Source organism: Microbacterium sp. MYb64, assembly GCF_002979495.1.
Taxonomy (GTDB): domain Bacteria; phylum Actinomycetota; class Actinomycetes; order Actinomycetales; family Microbacteriaceae; genus Microbacterium; species Microbacterium azadirachtae_A.
In genome coordinates, this window is record NZ_PCOW01000002.1 from 89,699 (window position 1) to 105,150 (window position 15,452).

At 67.9% G+C, this 15,452-nt stretch carries 11 protein-coding genes; 7 read left to right on the forward strand and 4 right to left on the reverse strand.

Features of this window, described 5'->3' with window-relative positions; all coding sequences use genetic code 11:
* Positions 1-36: 36 nt before the first annotated feature.
* Complete coding sequence (locus CQ044_RS02585) at positions 37-1,059, reverse strand: hydroxyacid dehydrogenase (protein ID WP_258133132.1); 1,023 nt, start codon at positions 1,057-1,059, stop codon at positions 37-39.
* Between the two features lie 226 nt (positions 1,060-1,285).
* On the opposite strand from CQ044_RS02585, the gene CQ044_RS02590 reads away from it, so the two are divergent.
* The 7 genes from CQ044_RS02590 (at position 1,286) to CQ044_RS02620 (ending at position 11,992) form a co-directional block, all read left to right on the forward strand.
* A complete protein-coding gene (locus CQ044_RS02590; protein WP_219844904.1) occupies positions 1,286-2,335 on the forward strand; it encodes a sugar ABC transporter permease in 1,050 nt (349 codons plus the stop codon).
* Entirely contained in the window at positions 2,325-3,275 is a 951-nt protein-coding gene (locus CQ044_RS02595) for a carbohydrate ABC transporter permease (RefSeq protein ID WP_258133133.1), read from the forward strand. Before CQ044_RS02590 ends, CQ044_RS02595 begins: the two co-directional genes overlap by 11 nt.
* 50 nt (positions 3,276-3,325) lie before the next feature.
* A complete protein-coding gene (locus CQ044_RS02600) occupies positions 3,326-4,987 on the forward strand; it encodes an extracellular solute-binding protein (RefSeq protein ID WP_181158156.1) in 1,662 nt (553 codons plus the stop codon).
* A 50-nt stretch (positions 4,988-5,037) separates the two neighbouring features.
* Positions 5,038-7,059 (forward strand): DUF2264 domain-containing protein, encoded by a 2,022-nt coding sequence (locus CQ044_RS02605; protein ID WP_258133134.1) that lies wholly within the window; start codon positions 5,038-5,040, stop codon positions 7,057-7,059.
* Positions 7,056-8,447 carry an alpha-L-fucosidase gene (locus CQ044_RS02610; protein ID WP_258133135.1) on the forward strand — a complete coding sequence of 464 codons (1,392 nt, stop codon included), beginning with the start codon at positions 7,056-7,058 and terminating at the stop codon, positions 8,445-8,447. Before CQ044_RS02605 ends, CQ044_RS02610 begins: the two co-directional genes overlap by 4 nt.
* Positions 8,448-8,549: 102 nt before the next feature.
* Positions 8,550-10,715 (forward strand): RICIN domain-containing protein, encoded by a 2,166-nt coding sequence (locus CQ044_RS02615; RefSeq protein WP_105686656.1) that lies wholly within the window; start codon positions 8,550-8,552, stop codon positions 10,713-10,715.
* A gap of 71 nt (positions 10,716-10,786) precedes the next feature.
* Positions 10,787-11,992, forward strand: a complete 1,206-nt coding sequence (locus tag CQ044_RS02620; protein ID WP_105686657.1) for a Gfo/Idh/MocA family protein — start codon at positions 10,787-10,789, stop codon at positions 11,990-11,992.
* Positions 11,993-12,063: 71 nt separating this feature from the next.
* Here the strand turns inward: CQ044_RS02620 and CQ044_RS02625 are convergent, their stop codons facing one another.
* The 3 genes from CQ044_RS02625 to ngcE are packed head-to-tail and all read right to left on the reverse strand — an operon-like array spanning position 12,064 to position 15,409.
* Complete coding sequence (locus tag CQ044_RS02625; RefSeq protein ID WP_374954845.1) at positions 12,064-12,948, reverse strand: carbohydrate ABC transporter permease; 885 nt, start codon at positions 12,946-12,948, stop codon at positions 12,064-12,066.
* Positions 12,949-12,968: 20 nt separating this feature from the next.
* Positions 12,969-13,991: a carbohydrate ABC transporter permease gene (locus tag CQ044_RS02630; protein WP_105686658.1), complete on the reverse strand. Its 1,023-nt coding sequence runs from the start codon at positions 13,989-13,991 to the stop codon at positions 12,969-12,971.
* Entirely contained in the window at positions 13,991-15,409 is a 1,419-nt protein-coding gene (gene ngcE / locus CQ044_RS02635) for an N-acetylglucosamine/diacetylchitobiose ABC transporter substrate-binding protein (protein WP_105686660.1), read from the reverse strand. Before ngcE ends, CQ044_RS02630 begins: the two co-directional genes overlap by 1 nt.
* Between the last annotated feature and the right edge of the window lie 43 nt (positions 15,410-15,452).

The window sequence follows — 15,452 nt, forward strand, 5'->3', positions numbered from 1 at the left end:
CGTCGGCCCGATCCCTCGCGTGGTGCTCTGCATCGGTCAGGCGGTGTACGCCAGCTCGTCGGCACGGAGCTCATGCGCGAGGATCCCTCGACCAACGTACTGCTCGACCTCGCGCACGGCCGAGTCGCCCAGCCGGTGGATCTCATTGCCCAGGGCGCCCGCGATGTGCGGGGTGATCACCACGTTCGGCAGGGAGTACAGCGGCGAGTCCGCCCGCAGCGGCTCCGGATCCGTGACATCCAGATATGCGTCGAGCCGCCCGCTCACGAGCTCCGCGGAAAGGGCCTCCGTGTCGATGAGGGCGCCGCGGGCGGTGTTCACGATGAGCGCGCCGTCGTGCAGCAGCGCGAGCTCGCGAGCGCCGATGATGCGGCGGGTGTCCGGCGTGCTCGGGGCGTGCAGGGTGAGCACGTCGCTGCGGCGGCACATCTCGGAGAGCGAGACCGCCTCGACGCCGAGCCGCGCGGCCTCCGCGGCGGTCAGGTAGGGATCGCAGACGAGGATCCGCGCGTCCAGCCGGGACACCAGGGCGATGACCTCGCGCCCGACCCTGGAGGCGCCGAGGATTCCGATCGTGACGCCGTTCGTGCCGATCGGCGGGATGCCTTCGACGGTCCGGTGCCGCCGGGTGGTGTGCAGCTGATGCGCGAAGCGGCTCGCGCGCTTGAGTCCGAACACGATCGCGGCGAACGTGAACTCGGCCACGGGCGTGGCGTTCGCCGCCGCCGCCGTGCTCACCCTGATGCCCCTGCCGAACGCCTCGGCGTCGAGGAAGGTCTTCACGGTGCCGGCGGTGTGCACCACGGCCTCGAGCTGGGGGGAGAGGTCGAGCACGCGCGCGTCGATGCGCGGCGCCCCCCAGCCCGTCAGCATGACGCGCGCCTCCCGCAGCGCCGCCCGGGCTTCGGGCACGGAGAAGTCCGTGATCGGAAGCGGCCCCACGATCTCCACCGTGTTCCGCAGCCGTGCGAGCGCGTCTTCGGAGAACACCTCGAGGAAGGAGCCCTCCGTCATGACGACCACGGCGGCGGGGCGGGCGGTCTGGGGGTTGTGATCCACGACGATCCTTTCGTTCTGCATCCAGATAGTAAGCGCATACTATGCATTCCGTCCAGCGTCGCGGTGAGATCAAGGGGCGTGGATCCTCTCAAAATCAATGTTTCGCTGAAATCCTCCCTCGGCGTTGACACTCGCAGATCCGTCGGGTACGTTCACAGCACAGCAAGCGCTTTCTAGCACTTGCGGAGAACCGATGAAGTTTCCCCGTCTCAGGTCGAGGTCGAAGATGAGCAGTTACAGCGAGCCGTTCGTGCAGGGCACGACGACTCAGGGCGATGGCGCTGCAGGCGCGCAACCCGCGCGTTCCGCATCGAAGGCCCGCCGCCGGGCCGCATCGGCGGACGGCGTGCCCGCGCACCGCAAGCGCAGCCTCTGGGAGCGCATCAAGCGCGACAGGGTCATGCTCCTGCTGATCGCGCCGGGCTTCCTGTACTTCGTGGTGTTCCACTGGCTGCCGCTTCCCGGCAACATCGTCGCGTTCGAGGACTACCAGCCCTACCTCGGCTTCATCGACAGCGCGTGGGTCGGATTCGACAACTTCGTGAAGATCTTCGGGGATCCCACGTTCTGGCAGGCGCTGCGCAACACCCTGGTGATCACCGGCCTCCAGCTCGTGCTGTTCTTCCCGATCCCGATCGTGCTGGCGCTGCTGCTGAACAGCATCATGTCGAACCGGATCCGCAAGTTCGTGCAGAGCGTCGTCTATCTGCCGCACTTCCTCGGCTGGGTGATCATCGTGTCGATCTTCGGGCAGGTGCTCGGAGCGACCGGCGTGGTGCCGCACCTCATGCAGGCGCTGGGGATGCAGCCGTTCGAGGCCATGACCACGCCCTGGTTCTTCCCGTTCCTGGTGTCGATCCAGTCCGCCTGGAAGGACGCGGGCTGGGGCACGATCATCTTCCTCGCGGCCCTCATGAACATCGACCAGGAGCTGTACGAGGCCGCGGCCGTGGACGGCGCTGGTCCCTGGCAGCGCATGAAGACGATCACGATCCCCGGGATCATGCCGGTCATCATCCTGCTGCTCATCCTGAACCTGGGGAGCATCCTCTCGGTCGGCTTCGAGCAGATCGTCCTGCAGCGCGACAACGTCGGCGTCGGCGCCGGCGAGGTGCTCGACACCTGGGTCTACTACCACGGCATCCAGAACGGGCAATGGGGCCCGGCTGCCGCCGTCGGTCTCGTGAAGGGCATCGTGGGCCTCGCGCTCGTGCTCGGCGCCAACAAGGTCGCTCATCTGTTCGGCCAGGAAGGGGTGTACTCCAGTGGCAAGTGACGTGCAGCTGACGACCAGGGCGGTCGTCATGCCCCGTACTCGACGCAGGAACCGTCAGGCGGAGTCGGCGCGGCCGGCGTGGATGGAGAAGCCCAGCAGGATCGGGATCACGGGCAAGGCCGTCGTGGTCACGCTGATCTGCATCGCGACGCTCTACCCGTTCCTCACGGTGATCTCGACCAGCCTCTCGGACAGCACCGACATCGCGAACGCCAACGGCCTGGTGCTCTTCCCGCTGCATCCGACGTTCGCCGCCTACGAGACGATCTTCTCCGGCGGCATCGTCACCGGCGCCCTCATCCGCAGCATGCTCATCACCGTGATCGGCACGCTGTGCTCGCTCGCCGCGACCGTCGGCATGGCCTACGGGCTCTCGCGTCGCGATCTCGCGTTCGGGAAGTTCATCCTGCTGACGGCGCTGTTCACGATGCTGTTCACCCCGGGCATCATCCCGAGCTTCCTCATGGTCAAGCAGCTCGGACTGCTCGGCAGCTACGCGGCGCTGGTGCTGCCCACCCTGATCTCGGCGTTCAACCTCGTGGTCGTCCGCTCGTTCTTCATGGGTCTGCCGCAGGAGCTCTTCGAAGCGGCCAGGATCGACGGCGCCGGCGACTTCCGCATCCTCGTCAAGATCGTGCTGCCGCTCTCCAAGGGCGTGCTGGCCGTGGTCGGCCTGTTCTACGCGGTCGCCTACTGGAACGCGTTCTTCAACGCGATGCTCTACCTGAACAGCGACATGTGGCCGCTGTCGATGATCCTGCGCCAGTACGTGCTGCTGGGGTCCCCGCTCGACACCGCTTCGGTCGGCGAGATCTCCGCGCCGTCCCAGGCGATCCAGATGGCCGTCGTCGTGATCAGCGTCATCCCGATCCTGCTCGTCTACCCGTTCCTGCAGAAGTACTTCACCAAGGGCGTCCTCACCGGCGCCGTCAAGGGCTGAGGCCCGCTCCACCCGATCGATCCACCTCTCTGTACAGAAAGGAGCCCATCGTGGCTCTCGAAACGAACCGGCGGACCTTCCTGTCCTTCGCCGCCCTCAGCGTCCTCGGCATCGTCGCCGCGGGCTCCCTCGCGGGGTGCGGCACGAAGGGCGCGCTCAACGCCTCCGCCGCCTCAGCCTCGGTGCTGCCGAAGTACATCCCGCTCAACGGCGCCACCCCCGATCTCGCGGGCACCGCCGAGGGCGTCCCCGCGGCTTTCTTCAACTACCCGGCCAAGCCGTTCCGCTCGGTGCCGGCGCCGTTCCTGAAGGGTCAGAAGGTCACCGCGATCACGAACATCTTCGGCCCGCCGCCCACGCCGGCGGCCTCCAACCCGGCCTGGCAGGAGATCAACAAGCGCCTCGGCGGCACGGTGGACATCACCGCGGTCTCGAGCGACGACTACGACACCAAGCTCAACACCGTGATCGCCGGCGGTGACATGCCAGACCTCATGCTCAACGACGGCGCCGCGATCGCCGACATCATCGGCTTCCTCGAGTCGGCCTGTCAGGACCTCACCCCGTTCCTCGCGGGCGACAAGTCCAAGGACTACCCGAACCTCGCCAACATCCCACAGGCGTTCTGGAAGCCGGCCGTGCAGAACGGCAAGCTCTACGGCATCCCGATCCCTCGCGGGATGACCGGCGGATCCGGTTTCATCAACCAGACGTTCTTCGAGGCCGCCGGTGTCACAGACACCTCGGCCATCAAGAACGCGGACGACTACCTCTCCCTCGCCAAGCAGCTCACCGGGGCCAACCGCTGGGCCCTCGGCAGCACCAAGTTCGGTCTGATCCCGTTCGAGCACATCTTCCACGTCCCGTTCAACTGGACGATGAAGAGCGGCAAGCTCGTGAAGGACATCGAGACGCCGGAGTACCTGGAGATGGTCTCCTTCGTTCAGAAGCTCTACGCCGCAGGATGCTATGCCCCGGGCAGCGAGGGCTGGACCAAGTCGCAGATGTCGAACGCGTTCATCTCCGGCCAGGTCGCGCAGATCTACGACGGGCTGCCGGCGTTCGGCAAGCCGGGCGGATACCAGCAGACCGTTCCGGCCGCGAACCCCGCGAACAAGGTCGCCCCGTTCATTCCGTTCAGCGCCACGGGCGGCAAGGCCACCGTGTGGCTGGACAACATCGACTTCGCCTGGACCATGGTGAAGAAGGGCAGCACGGACCACATCAAACAGGTCCTGCAGGTGGCGAACTTCCTGGCGGCGCCGTTCGGCAGCGAGGAGTACCTCCTGATGAACTACGGCGCCGAGGGCACGGACTACGCCCGCGATGCCAAGGGCAACCCGATCCCGACGCCCGCGGCGGCTCTGAACACGGCGGTGCCGTGGAAGTACCTGGCGGCCGGCCCCAATACGCTGTACTCGCCGCAGTTCACCGACGCCATCAAGGTGCTGCACGACGCGTACACGAAGCTCGTCCCGATCGGCGTCGCGGATCCGACTCTTGGTCTGTTCAGCCCGACCAATGCGAAGCAGGGCCTCACGATCGCGAAGCCCGTCTCCGACGCGGTGACCAACTTCATCGCCGGACGTGGTTCGCTGAACGACGTGAAGAGCGCGATCTCGACGTGGAAGAGCGCGGGCGGCGACGCCATCCGCTCCGAGTTCCAGAAGGCGCTGAGCGGCGCGACGGCCAGCCCGTCCCCGAGCGCCTGAGACGCAGCGGATCCGTGAACGCGGGAGAGGGCAGCGGGGGAGAGGGAACCGTGAGGGAAGACATCTCGACGACGATCGCGATGGATCCGGTCCTCTCCCCGTTCACGGGCTGGGGCAGGGCGCAGTGGGAGGCGGTGGCGGACGACTGGCTGAGCCAGGTGCGCCGCTACGCCAGCCCGGAGGGCGCCCTGCCGCGCCTGCCAGGACGCATCACCGGCGACGGGCCGCGGCGCGAGGGGATGGAGGCCGTCGGCCGGTCGTTCCTGCTCGCCGCGCCGCGCATCGCGGGCGCCGCGGATCCGGGGGAGCCGGTCGTCCAGGAGCACCTGGAGTACTACTCCCGCGCGCTGCTGGCCGGAACCAGGCCCGGAGGTGAGGAGGAGTGGCCTCGCGGAGTCAGCTGCCGCCTGCCACTGACCGGGATCACGAACTCGATCGTCGAGGCCGCGAACGTCGCGTTCTCCCTTCACGTCAGCCGCGACCGGCTGTGGTCGGGCCTGACCCGGCCAGAGCAGCTCCAGATCGCCGACTGGCTGCGTCATCACGCCCGCTGCGAGGTGTGGCAGAACAACTGGCAGCTGTTCCCGGCCATGGCGGAGGGGTTCCTGCGCTCGGTCGACGAGGACGTACGAGGACTGCACGCGATCCGCAACGTGGCGCGTGTGGAGAGCTGGTACCTCGGCGACGGCTGGTACACCGACGGCCCGGAGCACGCGGTCGACTACTACAACGCGTGGGCGATCCACCCCTACCTCTGGGCCTGGTACCGCATGACGGACACCGTGCATACGCCGGAGGGGCAGCGATATCTCGAGCGCCTCCATGACTTCACCGCGTCGCAGGCGCACATGGTCGCCTCCGACGGCGCTCTCCTGCATCAGGGCCGCTCGCTGACCTACCGCACGGCTGCGCTCGCGGCGCTCTGGTGCGCGGACGCGTCGGGGGCGAGCGCGCTCACCCCCGGCCAGACCCGCCGCATCGCCTCGGGCGTGCTCGCGCGCTTCACCGCGCAGGGGGTCGGCGCCGACGGCCCGCTCACCCTGGGCTGGTACGGCGAGTTCGAGCCGATGTGCCAGGACTACAGCGGCTTCGGCTCCCCGTACCTGGCCGGCATCGGCTTCCTCGGGCTCGCGCAGCCCGCGACCGCGCCGGTCTGGACCGCCGTCGAGGAGGCGCAGCCCTCCGACCGCGGAGCGTTCACCGCCCCGATCGAACCCGTGGGCTGGGTGCTCCGCGGAGCCTCGGACGGGATCGTGCGGATGGCGAACCACGGCTCGGACCACGCGACGCTGCCCGTCGGCGAGGATGAGGACCGGGACGACCCGCACTACGCGAAGTTCGCGTACTCGACGCACACCGCGCCGGGGACCGGGCCGGCCTGGGCCGAGGCCATCGACTCGCACTTCGCGCTCCTCGACGACGACGGCGCCGGCAGCAGGCGCAGCGCCCTGCGGGCCACCCGCGTCGAGGGCGGGCTCTCCGGATCCGTGCACGTGCCGCAGCGGCATCGCCGCGCCCTGCCGGGCACCGCCGTGACCACCGTCACGGCCGGGGACGGCACGGCCGAGGTGCGTGCGCACCTCGTGCAGACGGACCAGCCCTGGGCGATGCGCGAGGGCGGCTGGGCCGTCGCCGACGACGTCGAGCTCGCGACCGGGGTCTTCGAGGGCGGCGCGTGGGCGCGAGGCCGCGACGGCCTGCTCGCGGCGATCGTCGGTCTGCACGGCTGGGATGCCCCTGTGCCCGCCGAAGCTTCCGGGGCCGGCGTCTCTCCAGACCGTGCTCGAGTGTTCGCCTACCGCGAGGCGAACGCGATGGGGCCCCACTCCGCGACCCCCGCGATCGGAGGCCGCACCGGTACGGATCGCACCGTCGTGATCACACTGCACGTGCTCGAACGCGGCGGTGCCGTGGATCCGCAGGGCTGGCGCGACCGGGTGCGGGTGGACGTCGACGGCACACGCGTGCGCCTTGACTGGGCCTCCGGCGCGACAGCGGAGTTCGACCTCGAGACCTTCGTCCCCTGGGACGGGCATCCCGGGCTCACCGGTCCGCGCGGGGAGGCACGATGATCCCGCTGAGCTACGGCGCGACCTCTGCCGAGCGCCGACAGGATTCGACGATGCAGGCGTTCCGCGCCGATCGGTTCGGCCAGTTCGTGCACTGGGGGCTGTATGCGATCCCGGCGGGCACCTGGCGGGGCCGCACCATCGAGTTCGCCGCCGAGTTCCTCATGCAGTCGGCGCACGTGAGCCGGGAGGACTGGGCCGCGCTCGCCGCGGACTTCACGCTCGACGGGTTCGATCCGGCCGAATGGGCCCGCACGGCCAGGCGCATGGGGGCGCGCTACGTCACGGTCACCACCAAGCACCACGACGGGTTCTGCCTGTGGCCGAGCGCGTACTCGGACTTCACCGTCGCCGCCACGCCCTCTGGGCGCGACGTGCTCGGCGAGATCCTCGACGCGTACCGGGCAGAGGGCCTCGCCACGCACCTGTACTACTCGGTGCTCGACTGGCATCACCCCGACTGGCGGTACGCGATCGACTCCGACGACGATCGCATCGCGTTCGACCGCTACCTCGACTTCGCGACGAACCAGCTGCTCGAACTGGCCGCGCGGTATCCGCAGACGCGCGGCTTCTGGTTCGACGGCACCTGGGACGAATCGGTCAAGGCGAACGGCCGCTGGACGCACGAGATCGAGCAGCTCCTCAAGGAGCGGATCCCCGGCGCGATCGTGAACAGCCGCCTCCGTGCCGACGACAGGGGAGCGCGGCACTTCGACTCCAACGGGGCGCTCATGGGCGACTACGAGAGCGGCTACGAGCGCCGCCTCCCTGCACCATGGGACCGCTCGGTCTCCGTGCACGACTGGGAGGCCTGCGCCACCCTCACCCAGGCGAGCTGGGGATTCCACGACTCCGCCTGGGCCGAACGGGGACGGAAGACCCCGGCGCAGATCGTCGAGCAGCTCGCGCACACCGTGAGCCTCGGCGGCAACCTCCTGCTGAACTTCGGGCCGCGCGGCGACGGCTCGCTGGCGCCGGTCGAGACGGCTCTGGCCGATGCCGTCGGCGCCTGGATGGCGGTGAACGGGGCGGCGGTGCACGACAGCGGTCCGGCGACGGGGTGGGACTACCCGGGCTGGGGCTTCTATACGGCGCCGCTGGAGACGGATGCGCCGGCCGAGGGATCCGCCGGCGTCGTGCACGCGATCGTCACCCGGATCCCGGTCTCCGGGATCCTCACGATCGCGCTGCCTCCTGGGCTCGCGCTGCGCGCCGTGCGCGCGCTCGTCGACGGCGCCGAGACGCCCTTCACCGTGCTGGACGCGCATACCGTCCATCTCCGGGCTCCCGCTTTCGCGGGGATGCCGACCGTGCTCGCCCTCGAGACCGTGCCCGCAGAGCAGGAGAGCGGCCCGCGCGAGCCCAACCCGGACGTCGCGCTCGTGTGATCGCATGAGCGGGCGCCTTCCCGTTCCGCGCTTGCGACGTGGGGAACGGGAAGGACACACCCAAACCCTCCGCTTCGAAGAGGAATAGGAAAGGGCATCACCATGAAACCGCACCGCACCGCAGATCGCAAAGCCCGCTGGAGACGACTGACCCCGGCGCTCGCCGCAGGCGCCGTCCTCGCCCTCGCGCTGCCCGCCGCCGCGCAGGCGGACACCGCTCCGACGCCACCGCAGTACACCGCGGCCGGCAGCACGACGCTCAAGGGCGGCCTGACCAGCGACATCGCCGGATCCGCCTACCTCGGCAGGGACGGGCAATTCCACTGGACCAACGCCCTCACGGCATACAGCACGAGCCCGGGGAGCGCATGGGCGCGCACCTTCACCAACACCGACATGGGCGCCGTGTCCGCGGGCATGGGCACGACCACGCAGAAAGCGCAGGCGCCGGCGTACTACGCGGACGCCGGCACGATCTGCTATCAGCTGGACAAGGACCCCGCCTTCCCGATCCCGTCGCCGCAGCAGGACGATCACTGCGACGTGATCGGCGTGTGGGTGGATCCGCAGGGCACCTGGCACGCCCTGCTCAACGATGAGTTCCAGTTCGACCCGTGGCAGACCAAGGGGGCGAACGCCACGATCGCCGACAAGGTCTCGACGGGGCATCACAACAACCGGATCCTGCTTGCGACGTCCAAGGATGAGGGCGGCACCTGGCAGTACGCGGGGCCCGCGCTCACCTCGGCGTGGGACGACGACCAGGTCATCGACGACACCGCGTCACCGGGCCAGTCGTATCCCTTCGGGAACTCCGGCTGCCGGCTGTTCATCGACTACTCGACCGGCTACTTCTACATCACGTACAACGTGAAGATCTACAAGAAGCCGGCGTCCTCGACCCTGGCCAGCTGGACCGAGATGGCGCGCGCGCCGATCAGCGGCGGCATGGCCAGCGGCACCTGGCAGAAGTGGTACGACGGTGCGTGGTCGCAGCCCGGCATCGGCGGCATCGACGGCAACGTCAACTCCATCGGCGGACTGAACGTCTCCTACGACCCGGCGACCGATCTCATCGCCTGGAAGGGCTCCGGCGACACCGCTTCGGCGTCGTATCAGGCGGCCAAGGTGGGCGCAGACCATCTGATCGTCTTCGCCGACGCATCCGGCAGCACCTACACCGCGAACACCCTGGCGCACACGATCGTCGACAACGCCACGGGTCAGTCGGCGCCCGATCGCACCGTGTCGTACCGCGACCCGGTGACCGGGCAGGACATGACGCTCAAGGCGGTCGATGACAAGTACGAGAACGGCGTCAAGGTCGTCACGGGCGGCATCTACGTCACCCAGACGGACCCCGGCACCGGGGCCGCGCAGACGGTCGACCTCATCACCAACAGCGCCTACTACAAGGACCCGGTCTCGAACCACCTGTACCTGCCGTCGGCGAACAACGAGTCGGCCATCTCGTACAACGCGTTCTCGGGGCTCTACCGCATCGTCGGCTACGACGGCAACGTCTACGAGACCGCCGACCTCGGAGATCCGAACTCGTGGAAGGTCGTGGGGCTCATGCCCGCCGGATCCAACGGCGGCTATCTCACCTCGCTCGACAACGGCAGCCTGACGAACCAGAACGTGACGGGCCGTTCGTTCCTGACGATCTCGGATCTGAACGGGAAGGTCGTCGACATCGCGCAGACCGCCGGAGACGGATCGGCGGCGGCGAGCACCGAGTACGCGCCGCGCGACACGGCGGGGGATGCGGTGAGCGCCGACGCGGCCTACGTGCTGCGGGTCGGCGGCAAGGCCGTGACGGCGAACCGCGGTCCTGGGCTGGACGGCGGCAACGGGGCGGCGACCGGGGTCTCGACCTGGAAGCTCGCGCCCGTGAAGGACGCCCGCGGGAGCAGCGGCGAGAACAGCGGCTTCTACCGTCTCGTCGACGCCGCGACCGGCAAGGACCTGCAGGTGACGGGCTCCGCGCCCGCCGCGCAGCGCGCGGTCGACGCCGTCGTGGCCGTCGGGACTCCGCAGGCCGACGCCCAGCCGCTGACCTCGGCGGGCCTCGGCACGCCGGGCGGCAGCGACCAGTGGTACCTCCAGCGCGTCGCGACCGACGGCACCTCGCTCGACGGCTCCACCACATACCGCCTGGTCAACCGCAACAGCGGCCTCGCCCTGCAGTACGTGAACGAGCGCATGCGGCTCGAGCAGCAGACGCCGGGAGTCGCCTCGCAGTACGTGACGCTGACCGTGCGCTAGCGCCCGTCGCAACAGGCCGGACCGGGATATCCCCGGTCCGGCCTCGCCACGACCGACCAGAAAGGAACGACATGAGAGAACACGACCAGACCCCGCAGAGCGAGGAGTTCCGTGCCGCGGTGATCGGCGTCGGCGCCCGTGCGGGCGTGGCGCTGCACGTCGCGGCCGCCGGCGGCAGGGTCGTCGCGGCGGTGGATCCCGCGCCGCAGACGCACGAGCGGGCCGCGCGCCTGTTCGGGGACATCCCGGTGTTCGCCTCCGTCTCCGAACTGCTCGCCTCGGACGTGGTGTTCGACGGAGCCTTCGTCACGACGCCGGACTTCACCCATGCCGACATTGCGGTCGAGCTCCTCGAAGGAGGCGTTCCCGTCTACCTGGAGAAGCCGCTCGCGATCTCGATCGAGGACGCGGACCGCATCCTCGAGACCGCCTACCGCACCGGCTCGAAGCTCTACGTCGGGCACAACATGCGGCACATGCAGGTGGTGCGGATGATGAAGGACGTCATCGACCGCGGCGAGATCGGCGAGGTCAAGGCGATCTGGTGCCGTCACTTCGTCGGCCACGGCGGCGACTACTACTTCAAGGACTGGCACGCCGAGCGGGACAAGTCGATGAGCCTGCTGCTGCAGAAGGGCGCGCACGACATCGACGTGATGCACTGGCTCGCCGGCACCTCCTCGCGGACCGTGGTCGGCGTCGGCGACCTCGCCGTCTACGGGCAGGTGGGATCCCGCCGCGACAACTCGGACCGGCGCATGGGCGACTGGTTCTCGATGGACAACTGGCCGCCTCTCGCGCAGCAGGACCTGAATCCTGTGATCGACGTCGAGGACATCTCGATGATCATGATGCGCACGGACTCCGGCGTGCTGATGAGCTATCAGCAGTGCCACTTCACGCCGGACTACTGGCGCAACTACACGATCATCGGCACAGAGGGGCGGATCGAGAACTTCGACGACGGCACGGGCGGAGAGATCCGCCTCTGGAACGCGCGCAGCGACTACCTCGAGAAGGGGCATGTCCGCTACCCGATCGAGGACGGAGGGGACGGCGGGCACGGGGGAGCCGACCCGCTCACCGTCGTCGAGTTCGTCGAGTTCGTCCGGTCCGGCAGGCCGACCGACACGAACCCGCTCGCAGCTCGCGACGCGGTCGCGGCCGGAGTGGCCGGCGCCCTCTCGATCTGCTCCGGCTCCCGCCCGCAGCAGATCCCGGTCGTACCGGAGGAGATCCGGCAGTACTTCGTGGCGCATCAGCCGACGAGGCGCTGACCTCGGAGACGTGAGAAGGGGCCGTCCTGTAGATCTACAGGACGGCCCCTTCGGGCGTTGCGGGGTACCTACTACTTCGAGGTGCCCTGGGAGACGGATCCCTGCAGCTGGCGCTGGAAGAGGACGTAGACGATCAGCACCGGGATGATCGTGATCATCACGGCGGCGAACATCTGGCCGAAGTCGAGCGCGTAGCCTGCCGACGACGCGTAGGACGCCATGCCCTGCGAGAGCACGTAGTTGTCCTTGTTCGTGTTGAGCGAGATCGGGAGGATGAACTGGTTCCAGAGGCCGAGGAAGTTCATGATCGCGACGGCCGCCATGCCGGGCCTGGCCATCGGGAGCATCACCTGGAAGAACGTGCGCCATTCGCTGGCGCCGTCGACGTAGGCGGCCTCCTGGATCTCATAGGGCAGCGACTTGAAGAACGAGAACAGGAAGAACACCGTGAACGGCAGCGCGAACGCGACGTACGTGATGATCAGACCCGGCAGCGTGTTCAGCAGCTGCATGCTCTGAAGGATGAAGAACAGCGGGACGATCGCGAGGAACGGCGGGAACGTCAGACCCGCGAGCATCAGGTAGTAGACGACCCTGCCGCCGGGGATCTGGAACCGTGCCAGCACGTAGGCGCACATGGCCCCGAGCACCATCACCAGGATCAGCGCGCAGCCGACGACGATGATCGTGTTCACGAACATTCCGCCGAAGTTGTTGTCGACCCAGGCGCTGACGTAGTTGTTGAAGTTCCAATCAGCGGGCAGGCCGAACGGCGACTTGAAGATCTCCGTGGTCGTCTTGAACGAGCCGAGCAGGGTCCACAGCATCGGCAGGATGACGACGATCGCCCAGAGGGCGAGGACCACGTGGGAGATCCCGCCGACCACCTTGTCGCTGCCGGTCGACTTCGTGGTGCGGGTTGCGGGACCGGAGCCCTTGCGCCGGTCGATCGTGATCGCGGCGCGCGTGTCGGTACTCACGAGCGACCTCCTTCATCCTTGCCGCCGATCAGGCGGAACACGCCGATCACGAGCGCGGCGAACAGCAGTGTGATGACCGCGAGCACGACTCCCATCGCGGTCGCCAGGCCGAACTGGCCCTTCTCGAATGCCGTGCGGAACAGGTACTGGCTCATGACCAGCGTGCTGTTCGAGGGGCCGCCCGTCGAGTTCAGGCCGGCCATGTACACGAAGGCGTCCAGCGCCATGATCCCCAGGTAGACGTAGGCGGTCTGCACGTTGTCGCGGATCTGGGGCAGCACGATCGAGGTGACGGTGCGGAAGCGACCTGCGCCATCGATGCGGGCGGCCTCGAGGGTCTCGCCCGGGATGCCCTTGATCGCCGCGATGAAGAGGATCATGTAGAAGCCGACCATGCTCCAGACGATCACGAAGATGGTGGCGCCCATGGCCGTGCTCTGCTCCCCGAGCCAGGCCCATTGCTTGTTGTCGATGCCGAGCACGCCGAGGGCGCCGTTCAGCAGACCCGTGGGCGAGTAGATCATCGACCACAGGATCGCGATGACGATCGCGGGGATGACATAGGGGAAGAACGACACGACGCGGTAGAAGCTGGATCCCTTCAGCCCGCGGACGTTGCCGTGGCTCGGGCCGCCGACCGTGATCATGCTCGCGAAGATCAGGGCGATCACGATCGTGATGAGCGGGACCACGATGGCGAGCAGGATGTTGTTCCCCATCGCCTGCAGGAACGTCGAATCCTGGAAGAGCTTGACGAAGTTCTGCACGCCGACGAACTGCATGTTCGGGGAGAAGCCCGTCCAGTTCGTCATCGAGTAGTACACCGCCTGGATGAACGGCGAGATCACGAAGACCAGGAAGATCACCAGCGGCAGCCCGAGGAAGACCAGCAGGAAGGACACGTAATCGAAGGTCAGGCGACGCTGCCCGAGGCGGGGCGCCTTGCGGCGCCCCGCACGAGCAGCAGTCACGGCGGCAGTGTCCAGCGCACTGTCGAGACCCGGACTGCTGAGTGACATTACTTGATCTCGATCTTCGTGACAGAGGAGTCGTTCTTCACCTTGTCGACCAGCGCCTGCAGCTGCTTGGTGATCTCGTCGACCGTCATGCCACCCGCGAGGAAGGTGTTCCAGATGGGCAGCTGGTCGGAGTTCATGCCGTACAGGTTGGTCGACTTGATCGTGAAGACGTTGTCGCCCGCCGCATCCAGCATCTTCGACTGCGACTGCAGAGCGGTCGAGCCGAAGCCGTCAGCAGGAACGGTGCCCTTGACGATCGTCGGAGCCAGCTTGTTCTTCGCGAACCAGGTCGCCGACTCCTTCGACAGCATGGTGCGCAGGAGCTCCTTGCCGCCGGCCGGGTTCTTGGCCTTGGTCGGGACGATGAACGGCTCGCCGGCCTCGGCGCGCATGAAGCCCGCCGGGGTGGTCTGCTTGCCGTCCAGGGGGAGCTCCGGGATGCCCATCATCTTGAAGTCGGGCGCCGTCTGCTTCTTCATCTCGTTCTCGATCCACGAGCCCGAGGGGTAGAGCAGAGCGGCCTGGTCGAGGCTCCACTGCGACTGCGCCTGAGTGAACTGCGTTCCTGCGCCGCCCGGCTTCATGTAGCCGGCCTGGATCAGGTCGTACAGGATCTTCAGGATGCTCTGCAGCGTCGGGTGCGACCACGCCTTCGGGTCGAGGTTCTCCAGCGGGAGGCGGACGTCGTCGCCCGACTGGATGACCGCGGAGTCGATGACGAGCGTCTGGTAGTACGTCGCCGCCTCCTTGCCCCAGAGGAACAGGAACTTGCCCTTCGCCTTGGCCGCCTCGCCGAGGGCGGGCAGGTCCTCCCAGCTCTTCGGGACGGTGAAACCGTTCGCCTCGAAGAGCGACGAGGAGTACCACAGGCCGTACACCGTCATGACGTAGTTCAGGGCCTTGAACTTGCCGTCGAAGGTACCCGGATCCTTGACGCCGCCGTAGAGCGTGTCGCTGATCTTGGTGCCCTCGAGGTTGTTCGAGTCCAGGACCTCGTCGAGCGTCTCGAGCTGGTCGAGGATCGTGTTCCAGCCGATCGAGTTCGCGCCCGAGTTGTCGATCAGGTCCGGCGGGTTGCCGCCCACGAACCGCGGCTGCAGCTCCTGCGCGATCTTGGTGGAGGACGAGACCTTGACGGACACGCCGTCCAGCTTCTTGTTCGCCGACATGATCTTGCCGGAGTTCTCGACGTAGTCCACGCCGTAGCCGCCGTCGAAGATCACGGCGTCGACCTTGGAGTTCGCAGCCACGCCGAACGGGTTGTCGGCCGACTTCGTGCCGCCGCCGGTACCGCCGCCCGAGCCGCCGCCCGGGGCAGCGCAGGACGCCAGGCTGACGCCGAGGGGCACCATGACCGCCGCGAGCGCCGCACCGCGCAGCAGCGAGCGGCGGCTGATGGAAGCGTCTTTGGTTTCCATGTGATTGTTGCCTTCCTTAGTGAGGGGTGAGGGAGAGGATGAG